Source organism: uncultured Coprobacter sp., from assembly GCF_947855755.1.
Taxonomy (GTDB): Bacteria; Bacteroidota; Bacteroidia; order Bacteroidales; family Coprobacteraceae; genus Coprobacter.
Window position 1 is genome coordinate 19066 of sequence record NZ_CANUAR010000031.1, and the last position, 14756, is coordinate 33821.

General features: G+C 38.9%; 11 protein-coding genes and 1 tRNA gene. 7 read left to right on the forward strand and 5 right to left on the reverse strand.

What is annotated here, in order from left to right; genetic code table 11:
* Positions 1-618 carry a biopolymer transporter ExbD gene (locus Q0093_RS13385; RefSeq protein ID WP_009319147.1) on the reverse strand — a complete coding sequence of 206 codons (618 nt, stop codon included), beginning with the start codon at positions 616-618 and terminating at the stop codon, positions 1-3.
* A gap of 19 nt (positions 619-637) precedes the next feature.
* The gene (locus Q0093_RS13390; RefSeq protein ID WP_022390510.1) at positions 638-1468 is read right to left on the reverse strand and encodes a MotA/TolQ/ExbB proton channel family protein; all 831 of its coding nucleotides are present in this window, start codon (positions 1466-1468) and stop codon (positions 638-640) included.
* 613 nt (positions 1469-2081) lie between these two features.
* Here Q0093_RS13390 and Q0093_RS13395 point away from each other — a divergent pair.
* The 7 genes from Q0093_RS13395 (at position 2082) to creD (ending at position 10787) form a co-directional block, all read left to right on the forward strand.
* Entirely contained in the window at positions 2082-2468 is a 387-nt protein-coding gene (locus Q0093_RS13395; protein ID WP_294177224.1) for a DUF6769 family protein, read from the forward strand.
* Positions 2469-2572: 104 nt separating this feature from the next.
* Complete coding sequence (locus tag Q0093_RS13400) at positions 2573-3727, forward strand: efflux RND transporter periplasmic adaptor subunit (RefSeq protein ID WP_297931406.1); 1155 nt, start codon at positions 2573-2575, stop codon at positions 3725-3727.
* A 15-nt stretch (positions 3728-3742) separates the two neighbouring features.
* Positions 3743-6832 (forward strand): efflux RND transporter permease subunit, encoded by a 3090-nt coding sequence (locus Q0093_RS13405; RefSeq protein ID WP_297931409.1) that lies wholly within the window; start codon positions 3743-3745, stop codon positions 6830-6832.
* Positions 6829-8004, forward strand: a complete 1176-nt coding sequence (locus Q0093_RS13410; RefSeq protein WP_297931412.1) for a TolC family protein — start codon at positions 6829-6831, stop codon at positions 8002-8004. The genes Q0093_RS13405 and Q0093_RS13410 overlap by 4 nt, the downstream gene beginning before the upstream one ends.
* Positions 8005-8456: 452 nt before the next feature.
* Positions 8457-9086 (forward strand): hypothetical protein, encoded by a 630-nt coding sequence (locus tag Q0093_RS13415; RefSeq protein WP_294177231.1) that lies wholly within the window; start codon positions 8457-8459, stop codon positions 9084-9086.
* Positions 9076-9378: a transcriptional regulator gene (locus Q0093_RS13420; protein WP_294177233.1), complete on the forward strand. Its 303-nt coding sequence runs from the start codon at positions 9076-9078 to the stop codon at positions 9376-9378. Before Q0093_RS13415 ends, Q0093_RS13420 begins: the two co-directional genes overlap by 11 nt.
* 62 nt (positions 9379-9440) lie before the next feature.
* Entirely contained in the window at positions 9441-10787 is a 1347-nt protein-coding gene (gene creD / locus Q0093_RS13425) for a cell envelope integrity protein CreD (RefSeq protein WP_297931417.1), read from the forward strand.
* 66 nt (positions 10788-10853) lie between these two features.
* Here creD and phoU read toward each other — a convergent pair whose 3' ends face one another.
* From phoU to Q0093_RS13440, 3 genes are all read right to left on the reverse strand, one after another.
* On the reverse strand, positions 10854-11519 hold the full coding sequence (gene phoU, locus Q0093_RS13430; RefSeq protein WP_294177236.1) for a phosphate signaling complex protein PhoU: 666 nt from the start codon (positions 11517-11519) through the stop codon (positions 10854-10856).
* 177 nt (positions 11520-11696) lie between these two features.
* A complete protein-coding gene (locus Q0093_RS13435) occupies positions 11697-14210 on the reverse strand; it encodes a glycoside hydrolase N-terminal domain-containing protein (protein ID WP_297931422.1) in 2514 nt (837 codons plus the stop codon).
* A 367-nt stretch (positions 14211-14577) separates the two neighbouring features.
* Positions 14578-14652, reverse strand: a tRNA-Val gene (locus Q0093_RS13440).
* Positions 14653-14756: the final 104 nt, after the last annotated feature.

Here is a 14756-nt window from a genome sequence, read left to right on the forward strand (position 1 = left end):
TTAATTATCTGCGGGAATACTCTTAAGCGTAGTAATCAGATTATAACGATTCTCCCTAATATCCTGTAAAGAAGACATAATTTCTTTTATTCTGGAATAAGGAGTCGTTCTGTCCGCCTTAATTGCAATTCTCAAATCTCCGTTTACATTCCTGGCTGTTTTAACCCAAGCTTTAAACTCGTTAGAAGGATTGGCCGTCGTGTCGATGGGAATCCCGTAATCTTTCAAGATAGCGTCCTGCCTGTCCGTCGGAAGTGCTAAAAAAGACTTCATCTGGGCAAGAGGAACTCCGAAAGAATTCATCAGTTTAAATTTATTGATCTCTTCAGGAGTAAACTCAATACCATATTCTCTGCCTACATTTTGCAATACATCAACCCGATTATCCTGATTATCCAGACTCATAAAGATTTTACCTTTCGGATCTACCAGAATCTGCAATATATTTGTTTCGGGTATCTTAATTTCCGAAACAGATGCCGGAGTCGCTACTTGTACGGGTTCTTTCTGTACGAAAGTAGAAGTCAACATGAAAAACGTAAGCAAAAGTACAGTCACGTCACTCATCGCCGTCATGTCGATGAACGTGCTTTTCCTTTTTACTTTTATTTTTGGCATAATCTCAACAGGTCTTTAATTATTTGTGAGTTGCTGCATAAGTTTGTACGATAGAAAAACCTACTTCATCAATAGCATAGGTAATCTTATCGATTTTGCTGGTAAAGAAATTATATGAAATAACGGCTAACGCACCAGTACCGATACCGAAAGCAGTATTTACAAGTGCTTCGGAAATACCGGTTGACAGAGCGATTGAGTCGGGAGCACCAGCATTTGCCAAAGCGGCGAACGCCTTGATCATACCTAACACAGTTCCGAGAAGTCCGGTCAACGTACCCAGTGTTGTCATTGTAGCCACAACCGAAAGATTTTGTTCCAATGTCGGCAATTCAAGAGCGGTAGCTTCTTCAACTTCTTTTTGGATATAAGTAAGTTTTTGTTCTTTAGTCAAAGTATCATTAGCTTCCATTTCAGCATATTTTTTCAATACTGAAGTAACAACACTTGCTACAGAACCTTGTTGTTTATCGCAAATAGCTTGAGCTTTTTGAATATCACCGTCTGCCAAAGCAGCTTTAATGTTTTCAACAAATTTAGTCGTGCTTCCTTTACCTTTAGCTTTCATAAGAGCAAATGCACGTTCAACACTTAATACCAATACGGTAAGTAACAAAGTTTGAAGAACAGGTACAATTACACCTCCTTTATAGATAGTACCCAACATATTTCCAGGCAGAGGGTGTCCCGTAGGATCATTATCCATAAAGTTTGCAGGATTTCCCAAAATGAAATGGAAAATACACAAAGCAATAATAAAGCATGCTACAATCACAAGAAATGCAGACTCAATGCCACGAAATGTTTTCTTTTTAGCTTTAGCTTTAGTTTCAGTTTTTTTAGTTTCCATAATAAAAAAATTCTAAGTGGTTGACTGTTAAATTAAAATAGTTTGATAATTTATTTTCTTTATTATTTTGAGTTCCTATAACGCTATTTAAAGAGCTTTTAATTTTCCGTGTTCTTCAAATTCCGCAATAAAAAACCGTTTTTTCATATTTGCAATATCGGCAGCCTCGAAACAACACCTATTTATAAAACAACGGAACCTCAGGCAGGATATTGTTTTACATGGCATTTTTCCAAATTTTCCAAAGAATACCGCTATTAAAGCAACTTTTGTGGGTCAAATGTAGTACATTATTTTCAAAGAAAAAAATTATGCGGTTTTTTTGTCAGCAAGCTTATATAGGATTATTTTCAAATATAAACTTTAAATTAGTGTTTTTCTTACCATAAAAAATTTTCAGATAACGAATTTCTGCATCTCGTAACAAAATAAACATTTAATTATAAGCTACTTTAATCACAAGAAATATAGATACGAATACGAGCGAACTTTTTTGACCTTAGTGAATTAAACAATCCTGTTAAAAATAAAAAAACACGAATATCCGTTTTCCTAATCCGAGCTTTTGTTACTACCTTTGTACACGAAGAGCAATTGCACAGGAACTATTTTAATGAAAAAAAAAGTACTTCTACCTTTTCTTTGGTTAGCGGCATGCTGCATGTTGCTCGTTACAATTGTGCCTCATCACCACCATATCGACGGTAGAATATGTTTGCAATTATCCGAAATTCCCGAAGACGGGCAAAACAGGGATATTACACACCGACCCGATTGTGAAACAGACTGTCTTGCACGTTTTACTGCCTACCGGACTTCTGTCGGAAATCCCGACCTCCTGTCAAATATTTTTATTGCACTTCCTGCAGCACTCATCACGTTCGATCTCAGACCGAACGAAACCGGACATACGACACTTCTTATCCCTTATAAAGACTCTTGCATTTCCGAATACAAAGGACTTTCTTCGGGATTACGAGCTCCGCCTCATTTAATCTGATATAGACAAAGTGGCAATTTTCAATATTTGCCGAATTCTTATTACCGCACGTTGACGACAAACAATTCGTCACGAAATATTATCAGATTAAAAACGAATTTTCAATGAAACAGATTATAATATGTATTATTATCTCGGCTTATTTTTTTGCCGGGTGCAATAACAATACCCACAAAGACACAGATCACGAACATCAGCAAAAAGAAACCGACGTTACAGATCGAGAACACGAAGACGAAATAATTTTTACTGAAGAAAAAGCTCAAGCAGCAGGTATAATCATATCGGAAATACAACCTAAAACATTTCGGGATGTCATTAAAACATCTGGACAAATTCTTGCTGCACAAGGAGATGACATGACAGTCGCAGCGACCACTTCAGGGATAGTTTCCTTCGGAAAAGCATCCCTTACCGAAGGATCTGCCATAGATAAAGGAACAATATTGCTTTCTATTTCAGCTAAAAACATACAGGATGGAGATCCGACGGAAAAAGCTGAAATAACTTATCGCACCGCTCAAAAAGAATATGAACGCGCAGCAATCCTTTATCGAGACAAAATCATTTCCGAAAAAGAATACAATCAAGCATTAAGCAGTTATGAAACTGCTCGTGTAGCTTGGAAAGCCACAGCCGGACATCAGGAGAACAACGGCATTGCAATTGCATCTCCGATGAAGGGATTCATCAAAAGTAGGCTGGTTAATGACGGTGATTATGTTGAAATCGGACAACCTCTGTTAAACATTTCACAAAACCGCCGGTTAATGTTAAAGGCCGAAGTTTCAGAACGATACTATCAATATCTTCCGACATTGACCTCCGCCCACTTTAAAACTCCGTATAATAACAAAGTCTATACATTAGAAAACCTCAATGGGAAATTAAAATCATACGGACGTTCTTCCGACAACGGCTCTTTCTATCTTCCGGTCATATTCGAATTCGACAACAAAGGCGATATTATCCCCGGATCTTATGTCGATGTGTTCCTTTTATCCGGAAATATAAATAACGTAATAGCTGTTCCCGTAACAGCCCTCACCGAAGAACAAGGAAGTTATTTCGTATACCTCCAGCTCGACAAAGAAGGTTACAAAAAACAAGAAGTTACTCTCGGAGTCAACAATGGAGAAGAAGTGCAAATCCTCTCAGGAATAAAACCCGGAGACCGCGTCGTAACCAAAGGTGCTTATCAAGTAAAACTTGCGGCAAACAGCGGCATTATTCCCGAAGGTCATTCTCACAGCCATTAACAGGAGGAACAGATTATGCTAAATAAAATTATCAGTTACTCACTGCATAACAGGTTATTAATACTTTTTGCAGCTATACTTTTATTTTTTATCGGTAGTTATACTGCCATGAAAATGGAAGTGGATGTATTTCCCGACCTGAATGCCCCTACGGTCGTAATTATGACCGAAGCTCCGGGCATGGCTCCTGAAGAAGTAGAACGCCTCGTTACATTTCCGGTAGAAACGGCTGTTAACGGGGCTACAGACGTACGCCGCGTGCGCTCCTCCTCCACGACAGGGTTCTCTGTCGTATGGGTAGAATTCAACTGGGGTACGGACATATATCGAGCTCGCCAGATTACTTCCGAAAAATTGGCAGTAATGAGTGAAAGTTTACCGGCGAACGTAGGAACTCCCACTCTCGGACCTCAATCCTCTATATTGGGAGAAGTCATGATACTCGGCATCACATCCGACTCTACATCTTTACAAGATCTGCGGACTCTGGCCGACTGGGTAATCAGACCGAGACTTCTCTCCACTGGTGGTGTCGCCCAAGTAACGGTTATCGGAGGTGAAATCAAAGAATACCAGATATTGCTCGACCCGGCCCGCATGAAGCATTACGGCATAGGACTGAACGAGGTCATGAACACGACCCGGAACATGAATCAAAATGCAAACGGTGGTATATTATACGAATTCAGTAACGAATATATCGTCAGAGGCGTAGTTTCGACAAATCAGATAGATGAGCTGTCTAAAGCAGTAGTAAAGACGGTAAATGGAATTCCGGTTCTACTTGAAGACATTGCAGACATCCGAATCGGAAACAAAGCGCCCAAACTCGGTACAGCTTCGGAGAAAGGTAAACCTGCCGTATTGGTCACGGTTACCAAACAACCGAATACCAGTACGCTCGAGCTAACTGAAAAACTGGATCAGTCCGTTGCGGAATTGCAAAAAAATCTGCCTTCAGACATTCACATCTCTACCGATGTATTCCGGCAATCCCGTTTCATCGACAATTCGATCGATAATATACAGAAATCGCTTTTCGAAGGCTCTATTTTCGTTATAATCGTCCTGTTCTTCTTCTTGATGAATTTAAGAACTACCGTTATATCGTTAGTCGCTTTACCCCTTTCTCTATTAGTATCGATATTGACCCTTCATTTTATGGGGCTCACCATCAATACGATGAGTCTGGGTGGTATGGCAATCGCAATCGGCTCTCTGGTCGATGATGCGATAGTCGATGTAGAAAATGTATATAAACGATTACGAGAAAACCGCCTGCTACCGGAAAGCGAACGCAAGCGTCCGATAGATGTGATTTTCGAAGCATCTAAAGAAGTACGCATGCCGATACTCAACTCAACACTCATCATTATCGTCAGCTTTGTTCCCTTGTTCTTTTTAAGCGGAATGGAGGGGCGTATGTTAATGCCTCTCGGCATTTCATTTATTATTGCCCTGTTCGCCTCTACGGTAGTAGCCCTCACCTTGACTCCGGTACTCTGCAGCTACCTGCTGACCAACAAGAAAAATGATAAAAAACTCTCCCGAGAACCGTGGGTCGCTCGAAATCTGAAACGGGTATATGAACGTGCATTAGTGTGGACTTTACACCACAAAAAAGCGGTTTTAGGATCGACTATCGGATTATTCATCGTTTCTCTGGCACTATTTTTCACTTTAGGACGAAGCTTTCTGCCTCCGTTCAATGAAGGCTCGTTTACCATAAATATCAGTACGTTACCGGGAATTTCTTTGGAAGAATCGGATCGAATCGGACAAAGAGCAGAACAATTGCTGCTTTCTGTCCCCGAAATCAAAACTGTAGCCCGAAAAACCGGACGTGCAGAGCTGGACGAACATGCCTTAGGGGTAAATGTCTCTGAAATAGAAGCTCCTTATGAACACGGAGAACGTTCTCATGAAGAAATGATTGCCGACATCCGAGAGAAATTGGGTAGTTTACCCGGAGTAAATATAGAAATAGGGCAACCGATATCTCACCGTATCGATGCCATGTTATCCGGAACACAAGCAAAAATTGCAATCAAACTATTCGGTGATGATCTGAACAAAATGTTTTCTTTGGGAAACCAAATAAAAGCTGCGATAAAGGATGTCGAAGGAATCGTTGACCTGAACGTAGAACAACAAATCGAACGTCCACAGCTCAAAATCAATCCAAAACGCAACATGCTTGCCAAATACGGCATCACATTGCCCGAATTTGCCGAATTTATCGATATCGCATTAGCAGGGGAAGTTGTATCTCAAGTATATGAAAACGGCCGTTCATTCGACCTTACGGTAAAAGTCCGGGATGATGAACGAGATAAAACCGAAAAAATAGCAAACCTGATGATCGATGCAAATGGGACAAAAATTCCGTTGTCTTATGTAGCGGACATCACTTCATCATCCGGTCCGAATACGATAAATCGGGAAAATGTCAAACGAAAGATCGTAATTTCAGCAAATGTAGCCGACCGGGATTTGCACGGGGTCGTAAAAGATATACAAGAAAAAATAAACTCAACAATAAAACTACCCGAAGACTATCATATAGAGTACGGTGGTCAGTTCGAAAGCGAACAGGCTGCATCCCGAACGTTATTACTAACCTCAATGATTTCGATACTGGTAATATTTCTATTACTCTATCACGAATTCAGAAATGCAAAACAATCGGGTATTATTTTACTAAATCTCCCTTTAGCACTAATTGGCGGAGTAATCATGCTGAAACTCACATCCGGAGAAATAAGCATTCCTGCAATTATCGGATTCATCTCGCTATTCGGTATTGCTACTCGCAACGGAATGCTGCTGGTATCGCACTATAACCATCTCCAAAGCGAAGGTTATAATCTGAGAGATACCATTATACACGGATCATTAGACCGTCTCAATCCGATCTTAATGACAGCCTTATCTTCTGCTCTTGCTCTCATTCCGTTAGCAATAGGTGGAGATCTACCGGGAAATGAAATACAAAGCCCGATGGCAAAGGTAATTTTAGGCGGATTATTAAGTTCCACCTTATTGAACGCATTTATCGTTCCCATTGTTTATCAGATTATGAACCATAAAAAAAGCGACTTATGAAATTCCATATAATTGCCTTTATGTTGTTCTGTGCCGGAAATTTAACGGCACAGAACAGTATCGAATCGATACTCAGGGCTATCGAAAAAAACAATAAAGAATTACAAGCCAGTGAACAATTAACCCTTTCTAAAAAACTGGAAGCAGCAACAGAAAATACCCTGCCCGACCCGAATGTATCGTACGAACGGAAATGGGGAAAACCGGCATCGATCGGAAAAACCGGCGAATTATCCGTATCTCAAAGCTTTGATTTTCCATCGGTATACGTTTATAAAAACCAACTGTATGATCTAAAATCAAATTTATATGATCAACAAAAACAAATCATCCGTCAACAAGTACTGCTTAATGCAAAAACAATTTGTCTGGATCTAATCTCTCTTTTCCAACAACAAAAATTGCTGGACCTGCGGCTTAAAAATGTACAAAAACTCTCTTCTCTATATCAGAAACGGTTATCGAACGGAGATGCGAACATACTTGAAACCAACAAAATAGAATTAGAGCTTTATAATATAAAAACACAAATGCGGTTGATCGAAACCGATAAAAATAACAAACTTAAAGAATTACAAGCTTTAAATGGGAATTTACCGATCGAAGAAAATCTGACCGATTATTCTCCTGTGGATTTCCCGGAAAGTTTTGAAATCTACAGTCAAGAAGCCATAGCCTCCGACCCGGAACTACGTTCACTCGAAAACGAACTGAAAGTAGCTCGAAAAAATATTTCACTAAGCAAATCCCTATGGTTCCCCAAATTCGAGATCGGTTATATCCGGGAAATGGAACCTACAGATAAGTATAACGGCATATCATTCGGTATTTCTATTCCGCTATTTGAGAACCGGAACAAAATAAAACAGGCTAAAGCCTTAAGCGGATATACTCAAATGCAAATAGAAAATACCCGCTTACAAAGTCTTTCAACTTTACGACAGCTCTATGATCAGGCGGTCAACTTAAAAATTTCTATGCAAGAATACAACAAACTGTTACAATCACAAAAAACACTCTCTTTACTTAACAAAGCCCTTGAAAACGGTCAACTCTCGATGATAGAATATTTCATCGAAGCAAATCAAGTGTATGAGAGTATGCAGAATTATTTACAATTAGAAAACCAATACCAGCAAATCGTCTCTCAAATGTATCGATACAAGTTGTAAAAATTAACAAAAAGTTGCACCAGAACATCAAAATACAGAAAGTTGTTGTTATTCTTGCATCTTTTTTCATATCTTTATAACTTGATCGTTATATCCGTCGGAATAACATGATTTTGTGAACAAAAGAGACTCGTATCATCTCGTTTTTGCTTGATAGTAATTAACTTTCATAATCAGGCTACTAAACTTTCGCTTCAAAAACACTGTAACCGATATATGAACTTTATCGGCTAACAGCAAAACAGAAAAATGATCTGGCTCTTTTTGCAATGACAAGTAAAGACTGTTCCGGAATTCCGGACAGTCTTTTTATTTTGCAGAATAACAAAAAGATTCCATACGATACAAACTTCTCCGGTTCTTTTCTCAGATAAAAAAATACGTAAAAATTTGTTTTTACAATTTTTTTATTCAACTTTGCAAAACAAAGTACTTTATTATCAAAAATAAAAATGGAAAATAAAGAAGTAATAAGCACATTAAGCGAAATAAAAGAACTGATGGAGAAGTCTTCCAAATTTCTCTCATTAAGCGGTTCTTCTGCGATATTTGTCGGTATATATGCCTTTATCGGAGCTTATATCGCCTACTATATACTCGACTCGACGAGTAAAATCATGACCCTAAACATCAATACGCCATATCGATTACAAATCATTGTTATTCTGGCATTGATACTATTGTCGATATCATTGATAACTGCATTTTATTTCTCTTGGATAAAAGCCAAAAAGAATGGCCACAAGCTACGGTTAGACCAAATATCCATTCGTTTGTTAATCAACTTTTTCGTCCCGTTATTAGCAGGAGGAATTCTTTGTACTTCTTTACTGTTACAGCAACATTACGGTCTCACTTCTTCCATCATGTTAATATTTTATGGTATAGCTTTAATCAATGGTTCGAAATATACCTATTCAAATACCCGTTATCTGGGATACGCAGAATTAACATTAGGTTTGATCGACAGCTTTGTTCCCGGATACGGATTGCTTTTCTGGACCGTTGGATTCGGACTATTTCATATCATCTATGGAATCTTTTTCTACCTGAAATATGACCGAAAAAATAATGAAGCCTAATCTCGAACATATCAATAAAGCCTTTGAAAGCAAAGTCCGATTAGGGATTATGTCTATTTTAATGGTAAATGACTCTACCGATTTTACCACCATCAAAAATTTACTTGATCTAACTGATGGTAATTTGGCTAGTCATACCCGAAATTTAGAAGAACTCGGCTACATAAAAAGCAATAAACAATTCATAGGGCGCAAACCCAATACCCGATTTTCCATTACTACCGAAGGACGGGAAGCTTTTATCTCCCACATTCGGGCTCTAGAAAATTTTCTAAAAAGTCAAAACCTATAATTTTTTTATTCATATACTTTGAAATTCAAAGTACTTTTAATTATCAACTAAAATATTCGATTATGGAACAGACCGAATTAACTCCGATTCAAGAAGAAGCAAAAAAAGGAAACAACAAAAACAATGCGCTGACAATCAAGATTATTCTAATCGCCCTATTGATTATTGTCTTGATCATACCGATTACAATGGTACAAAATATGATCATGGAAAGAAATAAAACTGCAAATGAAGCATCCGCAGAAGTACAGCAAAAATGGAGTAAACCCCAAAATATCACCGGTCCGATATTGGTAATACCCTACAAAGAATACATCGAACAGGAAAATAAAATGCGACAAACAGACATCCGGTATTTATATATCCTTCCTGAAAAACTGCAAATTTCAGGAAATATAGAGACAGAAAATCTCAAACGGGGATTATATGACATCGTTGTTTATCGCTCGTCTATCAAACTCTCAGGCTCATTCGATTTTACGGATTTACAACAAAAAAACATCACCGGTCAGCAACTTCTTTTAAATGAAGCCAAACTGACGATAGGAATCTCAGACTTGCACGGAATTACCGAACAAGTAGAAGGAAAGTGGAAAGACGAAATTTTATCTTTCAATCCCGGAGTAAATAATCCTCTTATCCTTTCAGGAGTATCTTGTCCCATATCATTATCAAACATGGAAGAAGAAATACCGTTCGGCATAAACCTACGGATAAAAGGTTCTGAATCGGCAATGTTCACCCCATTAGGAAAAACAACGCTCGTCTCCCTGAAATCAAACTGCTCGACACCCAGTTTTACCGGAGCATTTCTTCCTGAAAACAGAGAAGTTGCCGAAAACGGTTTTTCAGCAACTTGGAAGATACTGAATCTGAACCGTAACTATCCGCAAGTTTTCACCGGAGAAAATTGGAGTATAGACTTAAATGATTCGACTTTCGGAGTAAATCTTCTCTTGCCCGTCGATCAATATCAAAAATCGATCCGTTCTATAAAATATGCATTTCTAATCATTATCCTTACTTTCGTAATCTGCTTTTTTGTTGAAGTTTTACACAAAAAGAATATCAATCCCTTCCAATACCTGTTAATCGGACTGGCATTATGCCTGTTTTACACTCTTTTGGTATCTATCTCCGAACATCTTAATTTTACTCTTTCCTATGTAATAGCGACAACAATGACAATCGGGTTGCTCACATTCTACCTAAGCGGGATATTAAAAATCAAAAAAACAGCAATAACAATAGGAGGAATGTTGCTATTATTATATACTTATATATTCATCCTCATCCAAATGGAAATATATGCATTATTGGTCGGAAGCATCGGACTATTCATTATACTGGCAATCATCATGTATTGTTCTCTGAAAATAAACTGGAATACTCCTATAAATAAAAGATAAAATATAAAAAATACGGGTGACCAATCTTTTGAATGATCATCCGTATTTCTATATCAAACGTATATCCTATTTCTTAGTCGAATGCTTTAAAACTTTAGCATCCAGATAAAAAATTATCTCTTCCGCCATGTTATTACAATGATCGCCTATACGCTCCATTTTCCGAATAATTCCGATCAGATGAAGACATTCATCTGCCCGATCAGGCCGATCTTGTATATAGCGAGCAACAATATGAGTAGCTTGGCGATTAATTTCATCGACCCTGTTATCCATATCGAAAATACCTACAGCGATAGAAGAAGACTCCTCCGTAAGAGCTTCTTTCCCTTTTTCCATCATTTTCTTAATCGTATCCAGCATCTCACGCAAATTAGTCTTATCCAATAATTCTGCATCTACGCTGATCTGCGGATAATCGATAACAAACCGGGACATTCCTTCACAAAAATCCGCAATACGTTCCAGATTAGTATTGATTTTAAGCATCGCCAACACAAACCGTAAATCCACAGCAACAGGAGTATACAAACCGATAATATCCTCGCAATCGCTATCTATTTTCAACTCAAAAGCATTCACTCTTTTTTCCCGATAAATCACCTCTCGTGCAAGGTCTTTATCTAAAGATAACAATGCCTCTCCTGCCCGATTCAACTGCGAATAAACCAAAGTCCACATTTCAAGGACTTCATCTTTCAAATTTTCCAGCTCTTTTTCTATGTATCTCATATTTTCGGTCTTTTATTACATCATACTAAAATAATGCAAAAAGACAAAATAGATATTACAATACAATGACAAAGTCAAAAAATTATTACCAAAAAAACTTAAACATCTTTATAACAGGATAGAAATAACTACCTATAAACCAATTTAAAAGAGAAATTACAGAAATGTTTTTTACTTCTAATTTTCCAAAATTCGGAATAACGAATTATCATAAATTAAAGAATAACTTTTACCTGCTTTTGTATCGAAATTCACCGTAGAATCTTTATAACGAATGCTACATATTCCCCCTGATCCTGACCGAATAACAGCCTTAACAAGCTCTCCTCTTTCCCAATTAATATCAACTTCAAAATTTCCTCTTGCACATAACCCTCTGACACCCCCAAAAGCCCATTTATCCGGAAGTGCCGGCAACAAATGAATAAATCCCATGTGACTCTGTATCAACATCTCTATTATTCCGGCAGTACCTCCGAAATTGCCATCGATCTGAAAAGGCGGATGCATATCCCACAAATTATCGGCCGTACCGTTTTTCAAAAGATTCTGAAATAAAAGATATGCATGGTTACCGTCATGCAGACGAGCCCATTGATTTAACTTCCATCCCATACTCCAGCCAGTAGCACCGTCACCTCGTTTTTCCAATACGATTCTCGATGCTGCAGAAAGCTCCGGAGTCGTAATCGGAGAAATAGTGTGTCCCGGATGCAGCCCGAACAGATGATTTACATGACGGTGCTTATCCTTAGGGTCATCTATATCTGCAGACCACTCCATCAGTTGTCCGTAACGACCGATCTTATAAGGCATCAGTTTGTCAAGAACCTCTTGCCACTCTTTTCTCTCCGAAGCATCGACATCAAGAATCTTACTCGCCTCGATAGCATCCAAAAGAATCTCTCTCACAACAGCATGAGCAAAAGTAGCACCCTGATCGACAGGTCCATGTTCAGGAGACGTTGATGGCGCTGCAACATAACTCCCGTCAGGTTTATGCCATAAATGGTCCACTGCAAATTCTGCACTGCCTTTAATCAGCTCATACCCCGTAATTCGCAAAAAATTCTCATCCCGAGTATAATCATAATACTCCCATACATGAGTCGCCAGCCAAGGCCCAGCTACAAAGCTGAAATTCCATGACATGTCCCGACTGCTCAATGGAGAAGTGAACCCGAATATATTCGATGAAACAGATGTAGTCCAGCCTCGAGTATCCGGGCCATAATAAGCTTTTGCCGTACGTTCTCCCGGTTTTACCAATGTACGAATATACTCGATCAACGGCTCTTGACATTCGCTCAAATTAGCCGGACAAGCCGGCCAATAGTTCATCTGCAAATTAATATTATTATGATAATCTACCCGCCAAGGACCTTCTATATTATTATGCCAAAGTCCTTGTAGATTTGCCGGGAGATTACCCACACGAGAAGATGCGATAAGCAAATAACGACCAAATTGAAAATAAAGTTCTTCCAAATAATGATCCAAAACACCATTCCGATAATTCGACAGCCGCATGTCGGTAGGAATATCTGAAACATGTTTACCCTCATTCAAGTCTATCTTCACTCGATCAAAAAGAGCGGAGTAATCTGCCCGATGGGCATTATAAACCGCATCATACCCTTTTGCCAATGCAAAATCAAGATTATTCTGTGTCGTCATAACGGGATCGACTCCTACATAAGCTCGGTCATCGTTGAAATCCGGGTTATAATTCATTTTATAATCGGTATCTCCCGCCACATAGAATGTTACATTATCAGCCCCGATTACCTTAATCGCACCATTTTCCACTGTCACCATACCACTTTCCGCTACCGCTCTTACCCGTATGACAAACTGCATACCGTTACCGTCAAGACGACCTTTATAAATAATACCGGTAGTTCCGTCTGCTTCAACCGATCCGGTAGCCTGAGGATTCGCCACATACCGGAAAGTCAGATTTTGTCGCCCCGGTCTTGTACATTCAAATCGATATATCATTACACTGTCAGGATATGAGCTGAAAAACTTACGGTAAAAACAAGCTCCTCCTGCATTGAACTGTACGACCACCAAGGCTGAATCAAGAGAGAGTATCCGACGATAATCGGATATTTCAGACTCCGCTATTCCCGTATCGATATGAAACTCACCCATAGTAGTAAAACTCCCGAAACGAAAAGACTCCTCACTATCCGGTTCATAGCCGCATTTTCCATTAAAATTATTCCGAGTCAACTCCGTAGCGACGGAATTAATTTCTGAAAACTGAATAAAAGAATGCCGTATCTGATCCAGAACTTTATACCCCTCCTTATTGGCATCCCAATAATATTGTGCACCTCCAGGAACATTAGGTCCTCCTTTCCATAAAGATTTCTCATTCAGTGTTATACGTTCTGTCTCAACCGATCCCAAAATATTTCCTCCGAAACTGCCATTCCCTATCGGAAAAGATCGCTGTTCCCACGCAGAATCAGGATTAGAGCTAGAGTTCCCGTTACTCACAGTCCAAATTTCTTTCCCCGAAAGATCATTCGGAGTATCGAACCAGACAGATAAACCTTTAGCATAATCGACCGTATCGCAAGCGATTGCAACAGGAGATTGTTCTGCATAACATTCTTCGGCTTTGATATACACACACGATGACAAGAAAATACACCCAATCGCCATTACAACTCTTCTCATGTATAATTCAGATTTAGTTCAAAGAATAATCATTAACAATATTTAGAGTCTGTCTAAATTTTCCGACAAAAAAATATTATCAGGTCATTTTTGTGCTTTCTCCCGGTCTCTTTCCCCATTTTCACTCGTCAGATAACCCGTTATCATCCTCATAAAAACAGAAAAACATACCCGGAAGAAATTCTCAAAACCTGACCCGAGTAAAATTAAAACAGGCTCTTATTGTATAGACAATCCATAATTAGAAAAACCGACTTTTTATGAATAATCTCCTAACATCCGAAAGCTTAACCGATCTTTTTGATTTCCGGACAAACACAAAAAAAGCGAAAGCATGCCGAATCTGACATGCTTTCGCTTTAGAAAGTGGGCGTTGACGGATTCGAACCGCCGACCCTCTGCTTGTAAGGCAGATGCTCTGAACCAGCTGAGCTAAACGCCCTCGAAAGAGTTCTCTGAAACGAGAATCGTATTGTGATTGATTTTGTGAAAGAGTGGGCGTTGACGGATTCGAACCGCCGACCCTCTGCTTGTAAGGCAGATGCT

What these genes read in the sequence shown, in the direction of transcription:
- Q0093_RS13420 (WP_294177233.1), top strand. Translation starts at nt 9,076, where the DNA reads ATGAAGCCTAATCTCGAACATATCAATAAAGCCTTTGAAAGCAAAGTC.
- Q0093_RS13405 (WP_297931409.1), top strand. Translation starts at nt 3,743, where the DNA reads ATGCTAAATAAAATTATCAGTTACTCACTGCATAACAGGTTATTAATA.
- phoU (WP_294177236.1), bottom strand. Translation starts at nt 11,519, where the DNA reads ATGAGATACATAGAAAAAGAGCTGGAAAATTTGAAAGATGAAGTCCTT.
- Q0093_RS13435 (WP_297931422.1), bottom strand. Translation starts at nt 14,210, where the DNA reads ATGAGAAGAGTTGTAATGGCGATTGGGTGTATTTTCTTGTCATCGTGT.
- Q0093_RS13400 (WP_297931406.1), top strand. Translation starts at nt 2,573, where the DNA reads ATGAAACAGATTATAATATGTATTATTATCTCGGCTTATTTTTTTGCC.
- Q0093_RS13390 (WP_022390510.1), bottom strand. Translation starts at nt 1,468, where the DNA reads ATGGAAACTAAAAAAACTGAAACTAAAGCTAAAGCTAAAAAGAAAACA.
- creD (WP_297931417.1), top strand. Translation starts at nt 9,441, where the DNA reads ATGGAACAGACCGAATTAACTCCGATTCAAGAAGAAGCAAAAAAAGGA.
- Q0093_RS13395 (WP_294177224.1), top strand. Translation starts at nt 2,082, where the DNA reads ATGAAAAAAAAAGTACTTCTACCTTTTCTTTGGTTAGCGGCATGCTGC.
- Q0093_RS13385 (WP_009319147.1), bottom strand. Translation starts at nt 618, where the DNA reads ATGCCAAAAATAAAAGTAAAAAGGAAAAGCACGTTCATCGACATGACG.
- Q0093_RS13415 (WP_294177231.1), top strand. Translation starts at nt 8,457, where the DNA reads ATGGAAAATAAAGAAGTAATAAGCACATTAAGCGAAATAAAAGAACTG.
- Q0093_RS13410 (WP_297931412.1), top strand. Translation starts at nt 6,829, where the DNA reads ATGAAATTCCATATAATTGCCTTTATGTTGTTCTGTGCCGGAAATTTA.